We start from the raw sequence: 22,029 nt of genomic DNA, 5'->3' as shown, positions 1-22,029 counted from the left end.
CTTGCCGGAGTGTTGGTCAGCAAATTTTTCAAAGGGGCTTCGGCCTCTTTTTTTTGACCCGTCGCGCCTCTGCCGCGGCCCCTTGGCAGGCTCCCGCAAAGGCTGGTTCCCGGCACCCTCCACCTATTCGGCGAGCACCCGCTGCGAGGGAAACGAAATCGTAACCAGGGTGCCTTCCTTCGGCGCCGAGACGATATCGAACCGGGCGCGGTTGGCCTCGACCATCGCCTTGGTCAGCGGCAGTCCCAGCCCTGTTCCATCCCCACGCTGGCGCGGCGCCGGTCCGACCTGGCCGAAGGGCTTCATCGCCTGCTCAAGCTCCTTGCGGCTCATGCCGATGCCCGTGTCGCGAATGCGCAGGACAACGCTGCCATTCGCTTCATAAGCGGTCGAGACGACGATCTGTCCGCCCGCCGGCGTATAGCGGATGGCATTCGACAAGAGATTGAGAGCAATCTGTTTGATCGAGCGGGTGTCGGCAACCACTTCCGGCACCGACCCCGACAGGCTTGTGCGGATGATGACCCGCTGGCTGTTGGCCATCGGTTGCAGCATCGACACGCATTCGGCAAGTTGCTCATTGAGCGACACGGAGCCGAAATCGAGGTCGATCTCGCCGGCTTCGATCTTTGAAATGTCGAGAAGGTCGTTGACGATGTCGAGCACATGCTTGCCGGAACTGCCAATGTCATGCGCATATTCGAGATAGCGCGGGCTGCCGATCGGCCCGAAGCGTTCCTCGACCATCATTTCCGAAAAGCCGATAATGGCGTTCAGTGGCGTGCGGATCTCGTGGCTGACGCGGGCCAGAAAATCGCTCTTGTGCGAGCTGGCCGTTTCCGCCGCCCGCTTCGCCGCACGCAACTCTTCCTCACTGCGTTTCCACTGTGTGATGTCGCGAAGAACAGCGCAATAGCCGCGCGACTGCGACAGCCGCCCGATGGTCATGAACAGCGGCAGCATGCCGCCATTTGCTTCCCGGCCGATCACCTCGCGCCCGTCATTTAAAACACTGGACACACCATGTTCCGCCAGACCGCCAAGATAGTCCATCACGGCCCGCTGGCTCTCATGGGCAAACAGCATGGCGAATGGCTGATCCAGCGTCTGCGCATCGTCGTAGCCGAACAGGGCACAGGCCGCACCATTCATTGAACGGATTGTATTGTCTTCGCCGATCAGCACCACGCCGTCCGTTGCAGTCTCGAGTATGGAGCGCAATTCCCCCGCCTCGACGGTCATCGCCGCAAGGCGCGCTTCCGTCTCCGCGTCAGCGTCCCGCGTCTCGGAGGCTGAGGATTCCTCGTCGCTCTCGGCGGCGGCGCTGGCGGCGGCGGCTTGGCCATCCTTGTCCGCAGTCTCTTCCCCATGTGCTTCTGCAGGTGTTGGCGGTGCCGCGGCCGGCACGGCGCTTTCCTGGTCGGTAGCAATCTCGCCCCCGGGCAGGGTCAGCGCGAACAGCAGCGCCCGTCCGCCCTGCCACTTGATCGAGCGGAGATTGGCCCGCACCGGCACCGTGCTGCCATCGGCGCGGCGCAGCACCGAGGCGCCCTCTCGGGCCGCAGGCGCGCATGGTCCTGAATCCGCGGCCGCCGCATTGCCGCCGGGGTCGGATATCGCTTCCTCGGAATGCTCAGTCCCGGCGTCATGCGGTTCCGGGAACTGGTCCAACAGGCTGTGCAGGCCGCCGGCATCCACCAGCTTTTCCAGGGAGTCATACCCGGTCAGCTCGAAGAAATCGGCGTTGGCATGCAGCAGCGTGTCACCGCTGTGAACGAGCAGCGCCGCCGGGATCATGTCGATCATGTCCGGCGTGAACCCTTGCGGCATGGCCGTGCGCGGCGGCAGTTCCACGGATGCGGAAAGCTTCGTCTGACGCTTCTGACGGCTTGGCTCCACCGCGGCTCGTGTATCCGTTGATACCTCGCTCGGAGCATCGGTTTCGGTTTCCGGCGCCCCGTTAATTGCCTCTCCCTCGGGGTCCCGTGCCTCTGGCGTGTCGGACCCTTCAGCCGCCGCATGCGCCAGACTGTGGTCACGCGACTCCTCTGCGTCCGCCGTCTCGTCCGGCTCGATGACGTCATCAGCGGCCGCGCTCGCCTTTCCGGCCGCCGGAGCAACATGCTCCTCCGCGTCGAGGTGAGATGTGCGTGTGTCCGCCCGCTTGTCTCCGGTAGAGGACGCCGGCGGCTGATCGTCTGCTTCTTTCGATGTGGGGGGGATCGCCGCGTCGGAGGATTCCGCCTCCAGGCTGGTGCCCAGCCGTTCACCGATCTCCTCAAATGCGGCCCGTTCCAGCGGGGTCAGGGTCTCGCGGCTGCGCGCGCGACGCGCTTCCAGATCGATGACCTTGTCGCTCTCCCGTCTCCGCGCCGTCGGCGTCACTTTCAGTGCCGGTGCCTCGCCTTGAAATGGGTCATCCGGGGTGATCGTGGGAGGCAGACGCGACTCGGATGAGGCCTCCTCGGCGACCCGCCCGTCATGCGGCGCCGCGGCGTCATTGGCGGCTTCCTTATGCACCCCTGAAGGCGCGCCCTTGTCGGATGCCACCTCGCGCATGCCTTCGTTTCCTTTATCCAGCGAGGCCGCGACGGTTTCGGCAGAAGCGCCAAGCTTCCGGTGCAGCCGCGACGCATCGAACGGCATTTCCGGAATGGCTGCCACATGGTCATGGTCGCCTTCCGCCGCTTCGGATGGCGTGTTCCCATCAGCAGAAGCGGGGTTAGTCCCCGCTGTGCTCGCTCTCTCGGCGTCGATCTGACCCGTTGCAGCGGGTCCGGTTTCGCGCGGGCCCGCTTCGACTTCTTCTTCACCGGCCGTTCCCGTGCCGCGGCTCAGCGGACCCTTCCATCCCCCTGGAGTCAGAGCCAGCCCGATTGCTTCCTTATCGGATCGGGCTTCTGCAATGCGGACGATTCCGAAACCCCGGAACCCGTCAAAACGGCGATCACGCGTATAGGTTGGCAAAGCCGCCAGGTCGATCGGCACGACCAGATCGGTGCCCTGCACCGGCCACAGCACGGTCTTGCCGGACCATGTGTCGCGCCGCGTCAGCAGATCGCTGATTGCATGATCCGGATCGAGGTTGAAGACCCGCGCAATGTCCGGGAACTGCCGTCCGACAATATCGGCGGCATGCGGGCCGACAGCCGCTGCAAACTCGCCCGACACCTCGCTGAACGCACCATCCCGATTCATTTTCCAGACAAAGCGCACCGGCCGGCCGGCCGGGTCGAAAACGAACTCCTCGTCCTCGGCGTTGTCCGCCTCTGCCGTGTCATCGGACGGAGACAGATCGCCGACGGCGCGTTTCGCACCTGATGCCTGTGGAAGATCGCCTGCGGACTGGGTGGTTGCAGCGTCGGGCGCAGACCGCTCTTCATCTGTCATGTCGGATGAAAGCTGCGACGGCACAGCCGCCCATAACCCATCGTCGGTATCGCTATCGCGGCCATGCTCAATGCCGCCCTGCGTCACATGCCGGGCTTCGTCGAATGGGAGCGGCAATCCGGCCTTGTCGTCGCCGGAAGTCGGCTTGCCCGCGGCCCGGTCAGCCCCCTGGTCGGCATCCGATGCCGCCGCGAACCCGGTCTCGCGCAGTTCCTCGCGCACCCGGGCGATGTCGAGCCCTCCCTCCCGACCGGCAGGGTGGCTGCGGTTCTCAGTGATGGCGGATGCGGCTTCATCGGCTTCGACGGCAAGCAGCAGATGCAGCGCCGGATTGTCCGTCAGCCGGCCGATCGCCGCTGGCATCGGTCCCCCGGTGCCATCCACCCGCCGCTTGACCAGACGGTCAGGTTCTTCGGCCACGTCCCGCACCATGCGCATCAAGGCGTCGGCGGCCAAGGCTGCTTCCCCGAAAGATGGCGATGCGGCGATAGTCTTCCCCGCCTCATCAAGCACGGCGACATGGGTGTCGGTGCCTTCGAACCCGCTGATGATCTGCCGGGCGCGCGCTTCGGTTCCGCGCACCGGCTCGACGCCATCGGAGGAAATCAGCACCCCGGCTCCGCCCCCCGGCATGGTGATCAATTGCACATGCGCGCCAATCACCAGACGGCGGAAACCGCGCGTCACCCGCATCAGAAAGTCCTGTCCGCCCTTGCGCGCAAGGCCAGCCACTGCGGCGGCGATCTGACGTTTCAACGCCGGCTGCGCCTCCAGCCCATCCTCGATCAGATCATAGATTGCTGCGTGCCCGAACAGATCCGCTGCTGCGCCGTTGGCCCAGTGGATGACCGACAGATCGGGACTGGCCACGGCCAGCGCCTCACCGGCGGCAAAGCGCTCCCTGATGGCGTCGTGTACAGCCAGATCGATAAAAGGGTAGCGAGTATGTTGCATGTTTTATCTGTGTCCCGTGTCGCGAGCCCGCCGGGACCCCCGCAGCCGTCTCCAGGGCATTGCGTTAACGGCTTATTAATAGCTTGGCCCGCAAGGCCGGTCCAGCAGACCAAGCTTTTGCGGCCCTTCTTTGTCGATTTGAGGTTAATTGATGCTGCAGTGCACAAAAATGTTGCAATGCACCATGAGAAGGGTTATATGGGGGTCAGTGGACGGGGCAAAGCCTCACTAAAGGAGATACGACATGGCCAACAGCAAAACGCAGAAATCCGCAGAAATGTTCAAATTCCCGACCTTTGATATGGGTCAGGTATCGGAATCCTACCGCGAATACGCCGATCGGGCGATGACCCAGTCGCGCGAGAGCTACGCCAAGATCAAGCAGGCCTCTGAGAGCGCGACGCAGACGGTTGAATCAACCCTCGAAAATGCCCAGGCCGGCACCGTCGAACTCAGCCTGAAGGCCATCGATGGCGTGCGCCAGGGCACCGAGAATGCACTTTCGCATGTTGAAGCCCTGCTCGGCGTACGTTCCATTGCCGAAATGATCGAGCTGCAAAGCACCTTCATGCGCAAGCAGAGCGAACTGATGGTTGATCAAACCAAGATCATGCAGGAAGCCGTGCGCAAGGTCGCCGGGGATGTCTCGAAGCCCGCCAAGGACGCCACTGAAAAGGTGATGGCCAACGTCGAGACCGAAGCCAAGGCTGCAAAGGCCGGTTAATCGGCTGCAGTTCGAAGGCGATTTGACAAGGCCGGGGAACCACCCCGGCCTTTTTGCTGCCTGCCTGTGCGGAAGGCATCATTTCGCCAGGGAATCCCGCACTGTCCCCTTGCCAAAATGGTCGCGGAAAAGTATGTGAGCGCTTGGTGGAACGAGCGGCTGCTGCCGCCTCGTCTGTGCGATTGTAGCTCAGTTGGTTAGAGCGCCGGATTGTGGATCCGGAGGTCGCTGGTTCAATTCCAGCCAATCGTACCACCACCGCCCGGCTCGGCGCCGCCGGACCGTCCTCGCCCTCCGCCCGCTTGAGGCTCTTCCCACCACAGATTGTTCGATCGCTGCTCTGGCGGAGATCAGAAAGCCTTGAAGGTCAGGGTCGTCTGCGTGCGCTCGATACCGGCGATCGAGTGGATGTTCTCGGCGACGAAATGGCCGATGTCGATCGTATCCTCGACATAGAATTTGGCGAGAAGATCGAACGGGCCGCTGACCGAATAGATCTCCGAGGCGATCTCGCGGTTGGCCAATTCGTCGGCGACCTTGTAGGCCTTGCCCAGCTCACAGCGAAATTCGACAAAAAAGCATTGCATGTGTGCGCCTCCGATCTTCGTCCGGCAGCCCCTGCCGGATTCAGCCTTCGATGCACTGTTTTCGCCTGGCCGGCAAGCCTCTTGGCTGCACGCGGCGCGGTAACCCGCCTCGAGAGGCGAGGCCTCTACTCGGCAGCATCCCGGTCGACCACCAGCTTCGGCTTGATCAGCTCACGCTTCTCCACCTGCAACAACCGGCGCCGCAACGCCGAGATTTCGGCGCGGTTGGCGGCGATCTCACCCGCCATCAACGCTTCCGTGTCGACATCCTCTTCCTCGTCCTTCGGCCCGACGAAGCGCGAGAAGATGCGACCCAGCAACCATGACAGATCGTCCATGATCAGGAAGAACGAGGGCACGACCACCAGGCTGAGGAGCGTAGAGACGATGATGCCGCCGATCACGGCCACCGCCATCGGCGAGCGGAAGGAACCACCTTCACCGACACCCAGCGCGCTCGGCAGCATTCCGGCCGACATGGCGATCGAAGTCATCACAATAGGTCGTGCGCGCTTCTCGCCCGCCTCCATCATCGCTGTGACCCGATCCTTGCCGGCGCGGATCATCTCGATGGCGAAATCGACGAGCAGGATGGCGTTCTTGGTGACGATCCCCATCAGCATCAGGATCCCGATCAGCACCGGCATCGACACGGAATATCCGGTCAGGATCAGGCCGGCCGCCACACCGCCGATGGCGAGCGGCAGCGAGAACAGGATAGTGAAAGGCTGGATAACGTCCTTGAACAACAAGATCAGCACGGTCAGCACCAATAACAGCCCCATCAGCATGGCGTTCTGAAAACTGACCAGCAATTCCGCCTGCACCTCGGCGTCGCCGCTCTCCAGAACCTGCACCGAGGCCGGCAGATCGGTCGTCTCGACGATTTCGACGAACCGTTGCTTCGCCGTATCCAGCGCCACGCCGATCGGCAGGCTGGCACCGATCGTCGCCTGCCGCCGCCGGTCAAAGCGCGTGATCGTGCTCGGCCCTTCGGTAATCTCGATATCCGCCACGGTTTTCAGCGGCACGCTGGCACCACCGGCCGTCGGCACCCGCAGGCTCGCCAGACGGTCAAGATCGCCACGATAGCTGCGCGCCAGCTGCACGCGGATCGGGATCTGCCGGTCATCGAGCGAGATCTTCGCCAGCGCCACACTGTTCTCGCCGATGGTCGCAACGCGCACGGTCTCCGCGATCTGCGCCGTAGTCACACCCAGCCGCGCGGCCTCGTCGGTTTTCGGCCGCACCTGAATCTCCGGTCGGGGTAAGGCACCCGAGACGCTGACACCGGTCAGCAGCGGATCCTGCCGCAATTTCGGTTCAAGCGCCGCGACAGCTGCATCGATGTCCGCCTCGTTCTCGGAAATGACGTTGTAGGCAATGTCGCGCTCGCCGCGATCATTGAGCTTGTAGGCGCGGATGTCGGGCACCACGGCAAGCTTGTCGAACACCTCAGCCTCGATCTCGGCCTGCGAGCGCACGCGGCCGCTCTCCTGCATGCGCGGCAACAGGGTACTGGCAAATGGCACGTTGTCGACAAAGCCATTGACCAGCGTCTTGACCATCGAGTGTTCCTTGCGCACGAGAAGCACCGCCAGAGAGGCCCGGCGAATGTCCTGTTCGCCGCGCGGCGAGGATCCGCCAAGCACAAAAACACTGTCGACACCATCGATCGGCGCGATGATGCGGCGCATCTGCTCGGTGGTCCGATCGGTATCGGCGAGCGTCGCGCCCGGGGGCAACTCGACGCTCACGCTGATCCGCGACACATCGTCCGGCGGCAGGAAAGAACCGGGGATCTGCGCCATGAAATAGATCGCCACAACCAGCGACGCGATCGCCGTCAGCAGCGTCGTGTAGCGCCAGCGCAGCGTGTGCGAGATCAGGCCGCGATAAGCACGCATTATCAAGCCGTCGCTCTCGTTCTCCTCATGGGCGTCGCTGGCACGCATCAGGTAGGCTGCCATCATCGGGGTGATCAGCCGCGCCACGAGCAGCGAGAAGAACACCGAGACCGCAACGGTCATGCCGAACTGCTCGAAATATTGCCCCGGAATTCCGGGCATGAAGGACACCGGCACAAACACCGCAATGATCGTGAACGTCGTGGCGATCACCGCCAGGCCGATTTCGTCCGCAGCGTCGATGGAGGCACGATAGGGGCTCTTGCCCATCTTGATGTGTCGCGAGATGTTTTCCACCTCCACGATCGCGTCATCCACCAAGATGCCCGTTGCCAGCGTGATCGCCAGCAGGCTGACAAGGTTGAGCGAGAAACCCAACAGATCCATGACGTAAAAGGTCGGAATCGCCGAAAGTGGCAACGCCACCGCGGCAATCAGCGTTGCGCGCCAGTTGCGCAGAAACACGAAAACGACGAGAACCGCCAGCAGCGCGCCCTCGACCAGCGTTTCCAGTGCCGCTTCATAGTTGCCATAGGTGAAGAACACTGTGTCATCGACCGGCAGGATTTCGATCTCGGGATGCGCGGCGCGGATATCATCGAGCTCGGCGCGCACCGCCTCATCGACCGTCACCTCGCTCGCACCCTTTGCCCGAAACACCGCGAACGACACCAATTGGCTGCCGTCGTGGCGCGAGAAGGACCGCAATTCCTGATAGCTGTCGCGAATGCTGCCGAGCTCGGAGAGGCGGACGAAGCGCCCATTCGGCAGAGCGATCGTCATCGCTGCGAGGTCTTCCGGTTTTGCGGCATCGCCCAAGGTGCGGATTGTCTGCTCGCGCGCCCCGATCTCGCCGCGGCCACCGCCAAGATTGACATTGGTGGCGCGCAATTGTGCATTTACCGCCGCAGCCGTAATGCCGTAGGAATCAAGCCGTGCCGGATCGAGTTCGACCAGTACTTCGCGATCGGCGCCGCCATAGCGGTCGACCCGCCCGACCCCCTCGGCGCCCTGCAAGGCGCGCTTGATCGTATCATCGACAAACCAGGACGCCTCTTCCAGTGTCAGGTTCGGCGCATGCACCGCGAAAGTGAGAATGGCCTGGCCTTCGACATCGATGCGCGAGACGATCGGCTCTTCGATTCCGGCCGGCAGGTCGCCGCGGATCTTGTCGATCGCGTCCTTGACGTCCTGCACGGCCTGGTTGGTCGGCACTTCCATCTCGAACAGGATCGTCGTCTGCGAAACGCCGTCGGAGATCGTCGAACTGATATCATCGACGCCGTTGACGCTCGCCAGCGAATCCTCGATTTCCTTGGTGACCTGCGCCTCGAGTTCCGACGGCGCCGCTCCGGACTGCGTCACGGTGACGGCAACGAGGGGCACGTCGATATTCGGGAAACGGGTGATCGGAAGCTCGAAAAAGGCTTGCACACCGAGCAGAACGATCAGCGCAAATCCGAGGATCGGAGCGATGGGGTTGCGAATGGCCCAGGCTGAAAAATTCATGCGTGGTCTCCTATTCGCCGACGAACGCTGTTGAATCGGCATCGTCCTCGATCACCGGATTGACGCGGTCGCCATCGCGCACGAAAGCGCCCGCCTTGGCGACGATCATGTCACCGGCGGCAAGCCCCTCGGTCACTTCGATACGCCCGCCGTCGCGGATACCTGTTTCGACTTCGACGCGGTGCGCCCAGCCGTCGCGCAACACGAGCACGCTGGCAGACCCGTTGCCGATCTGCACCGACGTAATGGGCACGACAACACCCTCGCGCTCGGTGATGACGATGATTGCTTCGGCAAACAGGCCCGATTTGAGCTTATCCGCGGCATCGATGTCGATGCGGACCGTTCCCAGCCGCGTCTGCTGCGACAATGTCGGCTCGACCAGCCGGACGCTGCCGGTAAGCGGTTCGCGCAAGCCCGCCACGGAAATTGCCGCCTTCTGGCCTGCCGCAAGCTTCAGCAAATCGGTCTCGGCGACATCTGCGCGCAGCTCCAGCGCGCCATCGCGGATCAGGGCGAACATCGCCCCCGAGGCCGCACTGGCTATGGTTCCGATTTTCGCATCGCGCCGGGTCACAAGACCATCGGCGGGGGCTTTCACCTCGGTGCGCGCCAGCTTCAGGTCCAGATCATCGATTTGCGCCTGCACCACCTTGATGTCGGCTTCACCGACCTTGACTGTTTCGGCCATGGCGCGCACCCGTGCAAGCCCGGCCACGGCCTGCGCCTCCGCCTGCTCGGCCTGCACGCGTGAATAGGTCCCCTTGTCGGCGAGCTGCCGCGCCCGTCGGGCGGTCTTCTCCAGTTCACCCGAATTGGCTTGCGCTTCGCTGAGCTGCGCCTGCATCTGGGCCAGGGCTGCTTCCGCCTTCGCCTTGCTGGCCAGAAGCTGGCTCTTCTGCAGCACAAGCTGATCGTCGGAGAGCCGTGCCATCACGTCGCCGGCGCGAACCTCGTCCCCGACGTCAACGAGAAGGGCATCGATCCGCAAGCCTTCGATCTGTGGCTGCACGAGAATTTCCTCGACAGGGGCGATCAATCCGTTGACCAGCGCCTTGTCGGCGACCAGAGCGCGCTCGGCACGCACGGCAACGATAGCTGGCGCCAGTTTCTCAGCGCGGCTCCCACTGTCGGCGTCCACGGCCGCCTCCGCGGCCCGGGCACCACCTTCCGATGGGACCAGAACGAGACTGGCGAACAACAGGGGGAGGGTGAACTTCAACATAGCAATGACCTATTGGGCGCGGGCGCCGTTAGCGGAATGTTCAAAAGCCAGGCGCAACGTGCTCAGGACGAGGTCCGCCAGCGCCTTCGTCGCCGCCTCGTCCTCCAGGGCGCGAGAGCAGAAACGGCGCTGCGCAAAGCCGTGCACCATCAGCATGATGAGGTGGGCGTGACGATCGTAGCGTGCCGGGTCGGCCTCGCCGGCACCGTTCTCGATGCGCTGCAGGGCCGCAACGATGTGGCCACGGATGGTTTCTTCCATCTCGTGTTTCAATTCGGCAATTTCTGGAAACCGGAACGAGGCCGCCTGGATCTCTGTCCACAGGGCGGCATCTTCCATCGACAGGTGCTCGAGCCTGTTTCTCAGACGCGCCAGAAATTCGGCGCGCGGATCGGGCGAAGTCCGGATCTGTTCGAACTCCGCCTGCATATCTTCGAGATCGCGCTGCACCAGCGCCTGGATGATGGCATTCTTTGATGGAAAGTAGCGGTAAAAATTGCCGACGCTCATCTGCGCCGCTTGCGCAAGGTCCTGCATAGAGGCGCCGTCGAAGCCCTTGCGCGCAAATACGGATTTTGCGGCATGCAGAATGTCGAGCACTTTCGGGTTGCCATGACCCATCGCCGGAGCGTCCATCTTCACCCTCTTCCATGCGGCTAATGCAATCGCGCCAGTATAGTGAATGAATATTCATTCAGCAAGAGGGTGCATTGGCCTCTGCGACGCGCAATGCGTGTAACAGGGCTAGCGCGGTGCGCGATCCGGGCCGGAGACGGAGGAATCACAGTGCAAATACGTGCCGGAACCGGCCGGATCCGTATTCCGGCCGTTGAGGGCATTCCCGGTCTAAGGGCGGCTATTCTGCGACGTCGAGATACTCGCTCATCGGCGGGCAGGAGCAGATCAGATTGCGATCGCCATAGACATTGTCGACCCGATTGACCGGCGCGAAATATTTGGCGTTGCGCATCGCTCCCGGCGGAAAGCAGGCTTCCTCTCTCCCGTAAGGGCGATCCCAGTCGCCCACCAGATCCTCGATCGTGTGCGGTGCGCGCTTGAGCGGATTGTTGTCGGCATGCATCTGCCCGTCCTCGATGGCCTGCGCCTCGGCGCGGATTGCCAGCATCGCCGCGCAGAAACGATCGATCTCCGCCTTGGTCTCCGACTCTGTCGGCTCAATCATCAGCGTGCCGGCCACCGGCCAGCTCATCGTTGGCGCATGAAAGCCGCAATCGATCAGCCGTTTGGCTACATCTTCAACGCTGACGCCTGCGCTGTCGGACAGCGGCCGCGTGTCCACGATGCACTCATGCGCCACCCGGCCCTGTTGCGAGGTGTAGAGAATATCGTAGGCGCCACTCAGCCGTGCAGCGATGTAATTGGCCGAAAGAATGGCGATGCGTGTCGCCTGGGTCAGCCCCTCGCCGCCCATCATCAGGCAATAGGCCCAGGAGATCGGCAGGATCGATGCGGATCCGAATGGTGCCGCAGACACGGCGCCTGGCCGTCCGTCCGTGGCCGGATGACCCGGCAGATACGGCTGCAAATGCGCCTTGACGCCGATCGGCCCCATGCCGGGCCCTCCGCCGCCATGCGGAATGCAGAAGGTCTTGTGCAGATTGAGATGGCTGACATCGGCGCCGATATCGCCGGGCCGCGACAAGCCGACCATCGCATTCAGATTGGCACCATCGAGATAAACCTGACCGCCATTGTCGTGCGTGATCCGGCACACCTCTTCGACCGTGTCCTCGAACACGCCATGGGTGGAGGGATAGGTGATCATGCAGCACGACAGCCGCTCGCGGTGTTTCTCGGCCTTGGCACGGAAATCGTCGAGATCGATATCGCCGTTTTCGCGGGTGCCGACCGGCACGACCACCATGCCGGCCATCTGCGCCGAGGCCGGATTGGTGCCATGCGCCGAGGTTGGAATCAGGCAGACCGTGCGCTCTGCCTCGCCGCGTGAGGCATGCCAGGCGCGGATCGTCATCAGGCCGGCATATTCACCCTGCGCGCCGGAATTCGGCTGCATGGATATGGCGTCATAGCCGGTGATATCGCACAGTTTGGCCGAGAAATCTTCGATCAGAAAACGATAGCCCTCGGCCTGGTCGGCGGGCGCAAACGGATGCATTTCGGCAAATTCCGGCCAGCTGATCGCCAGCATTTCCGCCGTGGCATTGAGTTTCATCGTGCATGATCCAAGCGGGATCATCGCCCGGTCGAGCGCCAGGTCCTTGTCCGACAGACGGCGGATGTAGCGTGTCATTTCGCTTTCGGCCCGGTTCATGTGGAAAACCGGATGCTGCATGAACGGGCTGGTGCGTGCCATCGCTTCCGAAAAGCGCGGTTCTGCCGCCACGGCATCGAATTTCAGGCTGCCACCAAAGGCGCGCCATACGGATTCGATGACATGCGGCCGGGTCAACTCGTCGCAGGAAATCCCGATCCGGTCATCGCCGACGCGGCGCAGATTGATCTTCTCGCCAAGGGCCGCGCCGACGATGACATTCTGTTTGTCGCCGACCGCAACGGTGATGGTGTCGAAAAATGTCTCCGTCTCAACGTCGAAACCCAATTGCTGCAGCCCGGCAGCCAGGCGCGCTGCTTTCATGTGGATGCGCGCCGCGATCGCCTTGATCCCGAGCGGTCCGTGAAACACGCCGTACATCGAGGCGATCACTGCCAGGAGCACCTGCGCCGTGCAGATGTTGGAGGTCGCCTTCTCACGCCGGATATGCTGCTCGCGCGTTTGCAGCGCCAGACGGTAGGCCTTGTTGCCGCGTGCGTCGATCGTCACTCCGACCAGCCGTCCCGGCATCGAGCGCTTCCAGGCATCGCGCACGGCCATGTAGGCCGCATGTGGCCCGCCATAGCCCATGGGCACACCAAATCGCTGCGCCGAGCCGATGGCAATGTCCGCGCCCATCTCTCCCGGCGATTTGAGCAGCGCCAACGCCAGCGGATCTGCCGCCATCACGGCGATCGCCTTGGCGGCGTGCAGGCGTTCGATCAACGGGCTGAAATCGTGCACTGCGCCGTCCGTGCCCGGATACTGGAAGATGGCGCCATAGACCGTCTCGGCGTCGAGATCAGCGAAGGGATCGCCGACAATGACCTTAAGCCCAAGCGGCGCGGCGCGCGTTTCGATGACGCTGATGGTCTGCGGGTGGCAATTGCGGTCGACAAAGAAGGCCGTACTCTTTGATTTCGACACCCGTTGTGCCATCGCCATGGCTTCGGCAGCCGCCGTCGCCTCGTCAAGCAGCGAGGCATTGGCGATGTCGAGCCCGGTCAGATCGGCGATCATCGTCTGAAAATTCAACAAGGCTTCCAGCCGGCCCTGGCTGATTTCCGGCTGATAGGGCGTATAGGCCGTGTACCAGGCCGGATTCTCAAGGATCGTGCGCTGGATGACCGGCGGCATCACGGTGCCGTAATAACCCTGGCCGATCATCGAGGTCATCACCTTGTTGCGCGCCGCCGTGGCACGCAAATGGTCAAGCACGCCGCGTTCGCTCATCGGTTCGCCCCAGTCAAGCGGCTCCTTCTGGCGGATCGATGGCGGCAGCGTCTCGTCGATCAGGCTGTCGACCGATGCGGCCCCGATTGTTTCGAGCATGGCGTCGATCTCCTCGGGGGAGGGACCGATATGCCGTCGATTGGCAAAGTCATAGGGATTGTAGTCCGGCAGTTCGACGGCCATTTTCCACCTCAGTCAATCAGAGCCTTGTAGGCAGCTTCGTCGAGAAGCTCATCGGCATCGGCCGCATTGGAGAGCTTCAGTGTGAAGAACCAGCCATCGCCGGTCGGGTCTGAATTGACCAGCGCCGGATCGCTTGAGATCGCCTCATTGGCCTCGGTGATCTCGCCATCGAGCGGACAATAGACCTCCGACGCCGCCTTGACCGATTCCACCGTCGCCGCCTCGGCACCTTTTTCAAGCGTCGTGCCGGGCTCCGGCAATTCGACGAACACCAGATCGCCAAGCTGCTCGGCGGCATGGGCCGTGATGCCGACGGTGGCAATGTCGCCTTCGATTTTCAGCCATTCATGGTCGGAGGTATATTTTATCGTCATGATCTATTCCTGTCTGAGGCTTCAACGATGGTAGCTGTGAGGAACGAAGGGCAGGGCGGCGACGCGCACCGCAAGGCGTTTGCCGCGCACTTCGGCGTAGAGCACCGTTCCGGCATCGCTCAGTTCATGCGGTACATAGCCCATCGCAACAGGTCCGCCGTAGGAGGGTCCGAACCCTCCAGACGTCACGCGCCCGACCGGCTTGTCATCGGTTTCATTGCGATAAAGGCTCGCGCCCTCGCGCACCGGCGCCCGGCCTTCCGGAGCCAGGCCAACGCGCAGCCGTTCCGGCCCGTCCTGCAATTGCGCAAGAATGACATCAGCGCCGGGAAATCCGCCGGCTCGCTCGCCATCGGCTCGGCGCACTTTCTGGATCGCCCAGTTCAGACCGGCTTCGACGGGCGTGGTTTCGGCATCGATGTCGTGACCATAGAGGCAAAGGCCGGCTTCCAGTCGCAGCGAATCGCGCGCCCCGAGGCCAATGGCTTCGACAGCCGGATGCGAGAGCAGTCGCCGCGCCAGTTTCTCGCCGTCTCCCGCCGCCACCGAAATCTCGTAGCCGTCTTCGCCCGTATATCCGGATCGCGACACGACCGCGTTGATGCCATCGAGATCGATGCTGCGCACGTCCATGAACCGCATCTCGGCGGCCTGCGGTGCCATGTCTTTCAGCACCGCCGCAGCGTCCGGACCCTGCAATGCCAACAGGGCCCTGTCGAACTGCGCCTCCACCATGCAGCTGGCGCCGCATGCCGCTTCGATCAGCGCCATGTCCTGCGCTTTGCAGGCCGCATTGACCACCAGGTAGAAATGATCGCCGCGATTGGCGATCATCAGATCATCGGCGAGACCGCCATCGGCATTCGTCAGCAGTCCATAGCGCTGCCGTCCCTCCTTCAGGCCCTTGACTGACACCGGCGTGATGGTCTCTAGCGCCAGGGCGGCATCATCGAGCGTGCCGCTCTTCGGTCTGACAAGCAGCTGGCCCATATGTGACACGTCGAACAAGCCGGCGCGGGCGCGCGTGTGTAAATGTTCCTTCAACACCCCGAGAGGATAGTGAACCGGCATCGCGTAGCCGGCGAACGGCACCATGCGCGCGCCAAGTTCCAGATGCAGCGGGTGGAGCGGGGTTTTTAAAAGAGCCGATTCGGATGTCACGTGAGATCTCGCTGCGGGATGGGCGCGGTTCCGGGCGCGCGGAGTTGATGATGCGGACAATCTCAACCTGTCCGTTTCCAACCCCCTCTGTCCCTTCGCCTGAGATTGCTATCCCTTCGGCCGGCGCCTGAACGCCTGTCTCCAGAGTGTGTCTGCCTGCTGGTCCTTTTGCCTGAGAGTTTCCGGGGCGGTTGCTCCTTCGGCACCGGCGTCAGCCGACTTCTCCCAACAGGTCACCGAAACTTTGCTCAATCACGCTGCGAAAGCAAGGGGCTTTGCCTCAGGAGCTGCGCCCTGCACCGGAATCTTCGCGCATGGCGCGGGCGTGAGAACCCACCGAGCGCGTAAGCCGGGCCGAGAGCAGCGCACGCAGCAGCGCCAGTAAAAACAACAGGCTGAGCACCAGCACCATCGTCGGAGCCGGTTCGCTGGCCAGATGGAAGCTGGCGAAAATGCCGGTGATTGCCGAAAAACAGGTTGCCGCCACCGCCAGCACCACCATGCCCGCGAAAGTCCGCGCCACAAGGAAGGCGATCGCGCCGGGGGCCACCAGCAGGGCGATTGAAAGGATGATGCCAACGGCCTTCAGGCTCGCAACGATCATCAGGGCGATTGCGGTCAGCAATGCATAGTGCAGGAATTTTGTCGGCAGACCGATGGCCCTGGCATGGCCTTCGTCAAAGGCTTGCAGCAGCAGATCGCGACGTTTGGTGATGAAGAAACCACCGCAAAGCACTGCCAGCAACGCCGTCGTGCCAATGTCGGCCCAGGCGATGCCGAGCATGTCGCCGAACAAAATATGATCGAGATGCAGGCTGGTCCGTATGCTGACATAGAGCACCAGTCCAAGACCGAACATTCCCGAAAACACGATGCCGAGAACGGTATCGGCCTTGATGCGGCTGTTGGCATCGAGAAATCCGGTCGCGACAGCGCAAAAGAGACCGGCGGCAAACGCGCCAAGTGCCAGCGGCAGGCCGGCGATGAAGGCAAGCACGATCCCGGGCAGCACGGCGTGCGCCATGGCATCGCCCATCAGCGACCAGCCTTTTAGCACCATCAGGCAGCTCATCATCGCCATCGGCACGGCAACGATCAAGGTGATCAGAAACGCCTTCTGCATGTAGACATAGGCGAAGGGTTCAATGAAAAAGCCGAGCATGCCACTGGCCTCCATCACGCGCCCTCCATCGCCGCGTGGGCACGACGCCGTTGCGCCAGAATGCCGTGCCGCGGCGCCAGTACAAAGGCCGAGAGAAACAGCAGGGTCTGCAGAACGATGACGACACCGCCGGTGGCGCCATCAAGGAAATAGCTCAGATAGGTGCCGATCAGGCAGGTCAGGGCGCCGATTGTCACGGCAATGACGATCAGCCGCGGAAAGCGGTCGGTCAAGAGCCATGCGGTTGCGCCGGGCGTCACCACCAGCGAGATGACGAGAAACGCACCGACCGTCTGCATCGCCGCCACCGTCGAGGCGCTGAGCAGCGTGAAGAACAGCCCCTTCAGCAGGCCGACGCGCAAACCGATGGCGCGGGCGTGGCTTTCATCGAAAAACACCACCATCAGGTCTTTCCAGACGATCAGCAGCACCGCCATGGTGACACCGCCAATGATCGCCAGTTGCAATGTGTCCGCTGGCGTGATCGCCAGAATATTGCCCAAAACGATGCGCTGCACGTCGATCGGTGTTGCGGAAACGGAGACCATGAACAGGCCGAGCGCAAAGAACGAAACGAAGATCATGCCGATCACCGCATCTTCCCGCAGCAGCGTGCGGGCGCGGATGAGAAGCATTGCCGCAGCCGCGAGCCCGCCGGCGAGAAAGGCGCCAACGGAAAAGGGCAGGCCCAGCATGTAGGCGCCCGCCACCCCCGGCACGATCGAGTGCGACAGCGCATCACCGATCAGCGACCAGCCTTTCAACATCAGGTAACAGGACAGGAATGCGCATATGCCGCCGGTCAGCGCCGAGACCCACATCGCTGTGACCATGTAATCATAGGCGAAGGGTTCAAGCAGCATGCTCATTCGGAACCAGGCTCGCCGCCGGCTTTGCGGGCGTCGTCCCCGTAGATGATGAAGGGCCGTTCGTCGTCCGTCAGCACCGTCAGCTGTCGGTCGTCGTCGACATGGTCGTGATGCAGATCCTTGCCGCTGAGCACGAAATGCCGCAGCACGCCGCCGAATGCCGCCTGCAGATTTTGCGCGGTGAACACGTCATCGGTCGGCCCTTCCGCCAGCACGGTGCGATTGATCAGCACGGCCCGGTCACAGAATTCCGGCACACTGCCGAGATTGTGTGTCGAGACAAGCATCACGTGACCCTCATCGCGCAGTTCACGCAGCAGCGTGATGATCTGCGTCTCGGTTGTCACATCGACACCGGTGAACGGTTCATCGAGGAGAATGACGCGCCCTTCCTGTGCCAGGGCGCGGGCCAGGAAGACGCGCTTCTTCTGACCTCCCGACAATTCGCCGATCTGCCGCTTGCGATAGGCGCTCATGCCGACCCGTTCGAGGGCGATATCCACCTTGCGCCGATCCTCGGCTCGCGCCATGCGCAAGAAATTCATGTGGCCGTAGCGACCCATCGTCACCACATCCTCGACCAGCACCGGAAAACTCCAGTCAACTTCCTCGCTCTGCGGCACATAGGCGACGAGATTGCGCTTCAACGCTTCTGCAACGCTGAGGCCCAGAATGCGGATTTCACCGGACATCAACGGCAGAAATCCCATGATCGACTTGAACAGCGTCGATTTCCCGGAGCCGTTGATCCCGACGAGGGCGGTGATCGAGCCGCGCGGCACGGCAAAGGATGCCTGATCAAGCGCCTTGTTGCCATTTCGATAGACGACGCTGACAGCGCGCACTTCGAGGCCGACCGATTTTTCACGGCCCGCATTGGCGCTGTCGAGAACAGACGTGCCGGAACCGGTCATGAGGATTGCGCCAACCCCTCGGCAATAGTCTCGCTGGTGACCCGCAACAGGTCGAGATAGGTCGGCACCGGTCCGCCTTCCTCGCTCAGGGAATCCACATACAGCACCCCGCCGTAGCGCGCGCCGGTTTCGCGCGCCACCTGCTCGGCTGGCTTTGGCGAAACGGTGCTCTCAGAAAAGATGACCGGTATCTCGTGCGCCTTGATCAGATCAATCACTTTCTTGACCTGTTGCGGTGTGCCCTGCTGCTCGGAATTGACCGCCCACAGCCAGGCCTCCTTCAGATCAAAATCGCGCGCCAGATAGCTGAACGCGCCTTCGCTGGTCACCAGCCAGCGCTTGTCGTCCGGTATCGAAGCGAGCCGCTCGCGGATCGGCGCCACCGTTGCCTCGATCTCGGCTTTGTAGGCTGCGCCATTGGCGGCGTAGCTCTCGGCATTGTCCGGATCGGCCTCGCTCAGCGCGGCGATGATGTTGTCCACATAGACCAGCGCCGCATCCGGCGACATCCAGGCATGCGGATTGGTTCTGCCTTCGTAGTCGCCCTCGGCGATCAGGATCGGCTCCACCCCGTCCGACAGCGTGACCAGCTTTGCGCCACCAAGATTCTCCAGATACCGCTCAAGCCAGATTTCCAGATTGAGGCCATTCCACAAAACAAGCTGCGCCCCCAGTCCGCGCCGGATATCGGCCGGCGTCGGGCGGAAGGTATGGATATCAACGCCCGGACGTGTGATCGACACGATCTCGGCCTTGTCGCCGGCGACATTGCGCGCCATGTCGGCGAAAATCGTGAAACTTGTCAAAACCTTGAGCGGTGCCGCCGCTGCCGGCCCGATGGCCGCGGTAACGAGAGCGGCCGCGAAGGCGCCCGCGATGAACAAAGAACGCATGTTTGCTCCTGCAAATGAGTTGCATTCCAGACATAGCAGCGCCCGCGCCACTGTCAAGTCAGTTGCAACTCATTCGCAATTGCAGGCGAGGCGCTGTGTCTCCTGGCCGGAATGCCAGCGCCGCTCTCAGTTCGCCGGGGTAACCACCGGCAGTCCCAGCATCCGCCAGACCTGCATGCCGCCACGGTAATAGCTGATCCTATCGGCCGGGTAGCCGGCGGTGATCATCGCCCGGATCGCCGTCGGTGACTGGCCGCACCACGGCCCGTTGCAAAACAGCGCCACCTTGTGCGCCGCCTGACAGTCCCATCCATCGAAGTCCGGTTCGCAGCCGAGTTCATTAAGCCGTTCACTGATGCGATCCCAGGCCATGTGCCGGGCGCCGGGAATGGTGCCGCCGGTAAACCAGTCATTGGTACGGCTGTCGATCACCGTCACCTCCGGATCCTCGAGCATGGCCAAAAGTTCAAGTTCGCCAATCGTCGTCACCCCCTCGGCCGGCTGCATCGGTTGGATGCAGAAGGGCGGGCAGGGGCGCGAGGTGCGCGCGAACTCGCCGCTGATGACGGCTGCATTGTCCTGCTCGCGGCGAATTTCATAGGGACCCTTGTCCGTTTCCACGGTCACCGACATGCGTTCCCGGTCAATGCCCACCGGTTCGGCGGTGGCGGCGGAAACAAACAGCAGGGATAAAGCGGCAAGCAGCAGATAACGCATGAGAATATCCTCCCAAAGAGAGTGCACGGGCACCGGGTCTCGATGCTTCACCATGCGACCGGAGCGCCGAAATGGCAAATTCTTGCCCGGTCGGCCCAGGTCACGAAAAAGGCCCCGGCGAAAATTCGCCGGGGCCTCGGGTGTCAATTGGCGTGGCGCCCTCGGGCGTCACCTGCCGATCGGCTCACACGATCAGTTGATCTGCGTGTATTTGCCGTCCGACCATTCGTAGAAGACATAGCCTGGCAGTGACACGTCGCCCTTGTCATCGAAGGACAGATCGCCGAGCACCGTCGAGAACTCGCCCTCGTTCAATGCCGAGACGACGGCATCAAAGTCAGTTGAGCCGGCAGCCTTGACCGCATCGGCCCAGGCCTGGATGGCAGCATAGGTGTAAAGCACGTAGCCTTCCGTCGGCTTGCCATCAGCTTCGAGTTTCTCGACGACCTTGGCGGCGGTTTCATAGCCGCGCGGATCGGGCGAGAACGTCATCAGCGTGCCTTCGCCGGCATCGCCGGTGATCGCCCAGTATTCGTCGGTGACCAGTGCGTCACCCGAGACGATCTGCAGGTCCATGCCCTGTTCCTTGGCCTGGCGAGCCATCAGGCCGGCTTCCGTGTGGTAACCGCCGACATAGAGAACGCCAACGCCTTCCGACTTCAGCTTGGAAACCAGCGCCGAATAGTCCTTTTCACCAGCCGTATAGGCTTCGTACATGGCCGGCTCGCCGCCAGCTGCTTCATAGGCAGCCATCGTGGCATCGGCGAGGCCCTTGCCATAGGCGGTCTTGTCGTGAACGAAGGCAACTTTCTTATCGCCGAAATTGTCGACAAGATACTTGCCGGCAACATCGCCCTGCTGGTCGTCACGGCCGCAGACGCGGAAGACGCCGTCGCCCGGACGCTCGTCGGTGAACTTCGGGTTGGTCGAGGCCGGGGTGATCTGAATGATGCCTTCGTCGGCATACACAGCAGAAGCCGGGATCGAAGAACCGGAGCAGAAGTGGCCTGCCACGAAGACAACGCCTTCACCGGCAAACTGGTTGGCCACGGCCACGGCCTGCTTCGGATCGCAAGCGTCGTCGCCCACTTCCAGCTTCAGCATCTCGCCGTTGACGCCGCCGGCGGCGTTGATGTCGGCAACGGCCTGTTCGGCGCCTGCTTTCATCTGCTGACCGAAGGATGCGTATTGGCCGGTCATCGGTCCTGCCGTCGCGATGGTGATATCGGCCAGAGCGGAGGACGACATCACAAGGCTCAGTGCAGCACCAGCCAAGAGTACCTTTTTCATGGTTGCTCCCTTAAATTAATACACCGGTTGAACAAGCGGCAGATCGGTCGGTGTTTGTCCTCCCTGCCAATATTACTGCGAGGTTTCCTCCTCGCTTGCGGCGCATCAAATCGCAAAATTCGGGCGATTGAAAGAGGATTTGCAGTATTTTTTCCTGCTGACTGCACGTTTGGTTACTGCCACGGCCTTCTGCCCCCGGACACGCCGAAACACCGCTTCGCCCCTCTGCGCGAACCGGAATGAAACATGCATGGATGGCCGGGCAGCCCGCTTCAGCTCAGCGATTTCTCCAGCCGAACGGCCCGCTGCGATCAAACAGGAAGCGGTACTGGCTCGCCATCTGGCCAGCGCGTACATAGCGCTTTGCAGCAAAAGCGATTCCCAGCAGGACGACCAGATCGATCAGGTAGTACTGGATGGTCAGTAGCGTCCCGCCATACAGCGAAAAATGGATGAAGCGCACTGCCGCGGTCAGCAGCACGATATAAAATCCCAGCACCCAGTTCGAGCCCCAGGATTGTGCCAGCGCCCGTCCGGTCATCCAGGCGGCGGCGCCGCCAAGGATCACGGTGACAAGAATGAACTCGAAAGCAGAGACTTCCCAAAGTAACGCGTTGGCGTTTGTATTTGCAGATTCCATCATG

The 22,029-nt window shown here is 62.4% G+C and carries 16 protein-coding genes, 1 tRNA gene and 1 riboswitch; of the genes, 2 read left to right on the top strand and 15 right to left on the bottom strand.

Going from position 1 to position 22,029, the window contains the following annotated elements:
* Positions 1-123: 123 nt before the first annotated feature.
* Positions 124-4,344: a sensor histidine kinase gene (locus tag KY465_RS08515; RefSeq protein ID WP_219201241.1), complete on the bottom strand. Its 4,221-nt coding sequence runs from the start codon at positions 4,342-4,344 to the stop codon at positions 124-126.
* Positions 4,345-4,588: 244 nt separating this feature from the next.
* Between KY465_RS08515 and KY465_RS08510 the strand changes: the two genes are divergently transcribed.
* Positions 4,589-5,068 carry a phasin family protein gene (locus KY465_RS08510; RefSeq protein ID WP_219201240.1) on the top strand — a complete coding sequence of 160 codons (480 nt, stop codon included), beginning with the start codon at positions 4,589-4,591 and terminating at the stop codon, positions 5,066-5,068.
* Between the two features lie 178 nt (positions 5,069-5,246).
* Positions 5,247-5,323, top strand: a tRNA-His gene (locus KY465_RS08505).
* A gap of 95 nt (positions 5,324-5,418) precedes the next feature.
* On the opposite strand, the gene KY465_RS08500 is transcribed toward KY465_RS08505, so the two are convergent.
* The 14 genes from KY465_RS08500 to KY465_RS08435 all read right to left on the bottom strand — a co-directional run bounded on the left by KY465_RS08500 (position 5,419) and on the right by KY465_RS08435 (position 22,025).
* A complete protein-coding gene (locus KY465_RS08500) occupies positions 5,419-5,655 on the bottom strand; it encodes an Lrp/AsnC ligand binding domain-containing protein (RefSeq protein ID WP_219201239.1) in 237 nt (78 codons plus the stop codon).
* 125 nt (positions 5,656-5,780) lie between these two features.
* Positions 5,781-9,071 (bottom strand): efflux RND transporter permease subunit, encoded by a 3,291-nt coding sequence (locus tag KY465_RS08495; RefSeq protein ID WP_219201238.1) that lies wholly within the window; start codon positions 9,069-9,071, stop codon positions 5,781-5,783.
* A 10-nt stretch (positions 9,072-9,081) separates the two neighbouring features.
* Positions 9,082-10,296 (bottom strand): efflux RND transporter periplasmic adaptor subunit, encoded by a 1,215-nt coding sequence (locus tag KY465_RS08490; protein WP_219201237.1) that lies wholly within the window; start codon positions 10,294-10,296, stop codon positions 9,082-9,084.
* 9 nt (positions 10,297-10,305) lie between these two features.
* Positions 10,306-10,932 (bottom strand): TetR/AcrR family transcriptional regulator, encoded by a 627-nt coding sequence (locus KY465_RS08485; RefSeq protein WP_219201236.1) that lies wholly within the window; start codon positions 10,930-10,932, stop codon positions 10,306-10,308.
* A gap of 220 nt (positions 10,933-11,152) precedes the next feature.
* Positions 11,153-14,005, bottom strand: coding sequence for an aminomethyl-transferring glycine dehydrogenase (gene gcvP / locus KY465_RS08480; protein ID WP_219201235.1), 2,853 nt, complete (start codon positions 14,003-14,005; stop codon positions 11,153-11,155).
* An 8-nt stretch (positions 14,006-14,013) separates the two neighbouring features.
* Positions 14,014-14,379 (bottom strand): glycine cleavage system protein GcvH, encoded by a 366-nt coding sequence (gene gcvH, locus KY465_RS08475; protein ID WP_219201234.1) that lies wholly within the window; start codon positions 14,377-14,379, stop codon positions 14,014-14,016.
* Between the two features lie 21 nt (positions 14,380-14,400).
* Complete coding sequence (gcvT, locus tag KY465_RS08470; RefSeq protein WP_219201233.1) at positions 14,401-15,540, bottom strand: glycine cleavage system aminomethyltransferase GcvT; 1,140 nt, start codon at positions 15,538-15,540, stop codon at positions 14,401-14,403.
* Positions 15,541-15,690: 150 nt separating this feature from the next.
* A riboswitch (glycine riboswitch) is annotated at positions 15,691-15,778 on the bottom strand.
* Between the two features lie 42 nt (positions 15,779-15,820).
* Positions 15,821-16,717 (bottom strand): metal ABC transporter permease, encoded by an 897-nt coding sequence (locus KY465_RS08465; protein ID WP_255561598.1) that lies wholly within the window; start codon positions 16,715-16,717, stop codon positions 15,821-15,823.
* Positions 16,717-17,571 carry a metal ABC transporter permease gene (locus KY465_RS08460; RefSeq protein ID WP_219201232.1) on the bottom strand — a complete coding sequence of 285 codons (855 nt, stop codon included), beginning with the start codon at positions 17,569-17,571 and terminating at the stop codon, positions 16,717-16,719. The genes KY465_RS08465 and KY465_RS08460 overlap by 1 nt, the downstream gene beginning before the upstream one ends.
* Positions 17,568-18,485 (bottom strand): manganese/iron ABC transporter ATP-binding protein, encoded by a 918-nt coding sequence (locus KY465_RS08455; protein WP_219201231.1) that lies wholly within the window; start codon positions 18,483-18,485, stop codon positions 17,568-17,570. The genes KY465_RS08460 and KY465_RS08455 overlap by 4 nt, the downstream gene beginning before the upstream one ends.
* Entirely contained in the window at positions 18,482-19,378 is an 897-nt protein-coding gene (locus tag KY465_RS08450) for a metal ABC transporter substrate-binding protein (protein WP_219201230.1), read from the bottom strand. Before KY465_RS08450 ends, KY465_RS08455 begins: the two co-directional genes overlap by 4 nt.
* Positions 19,379-19,504: 126 nt before the next feature.
* Positions 19,505-20,095 (bottom strand): rhodanese-like domain-containing protein, encoded by a 591-nt coding sequence (locus KY465_RS08445; RefSeq protein WP_219201229.1) that lies wholly within the window; start codon positions 20,093-20,095, stop codon positions 19,505-19,507.
* A 192-nt stretch (positions 20,096-20,287) separates the two neighbouring features.
* The gene (locus KY465_RS08440; protein WP_219201228.1) at positions 20,288-21,385 is read right to left on the bottom strand and encodes a branched-chain amino acid ABC transporter substrate-binding protein; all 1,098 of its coding nucleotides are present in this window, start codon (positions 21,383-21,385) and stop codon (positions 20,288-20,290) included.
* Positions 21,386-21,662: 277 nt separating this feature from the next.
* Positions 21,663-22,025 carry a DUF6867 family protein gene (locus KY465_RS08435; protein ID WP_219201227.1) on the bottom strand — a complete coding sequence of 121 codons (363 nt, stop codon included), beginning with the start codon at positions 22,023-22,025 and terminating at the stop codon, positions 21,663-21,665.
* Positions 22,026-22,029: the final 4 nt, after the last annotated feature.

The organism is Neohoeflea coraliihabitans (genome assembly GCF_019334345.1).
GTDB classification, from domain to species: Bacteria; Pseudomonadota; Alphaproteobacteria; order Rhizobiales; family Rhizobiaceae; genus Pseudohoeflea; species Pseudohoeflea coraliihabitans.
The sequence above is the reverse complement of the archived record's forward strand: the minus strand, read 5'-3'. Positions and strand labels throughout refer to the sequence as shown.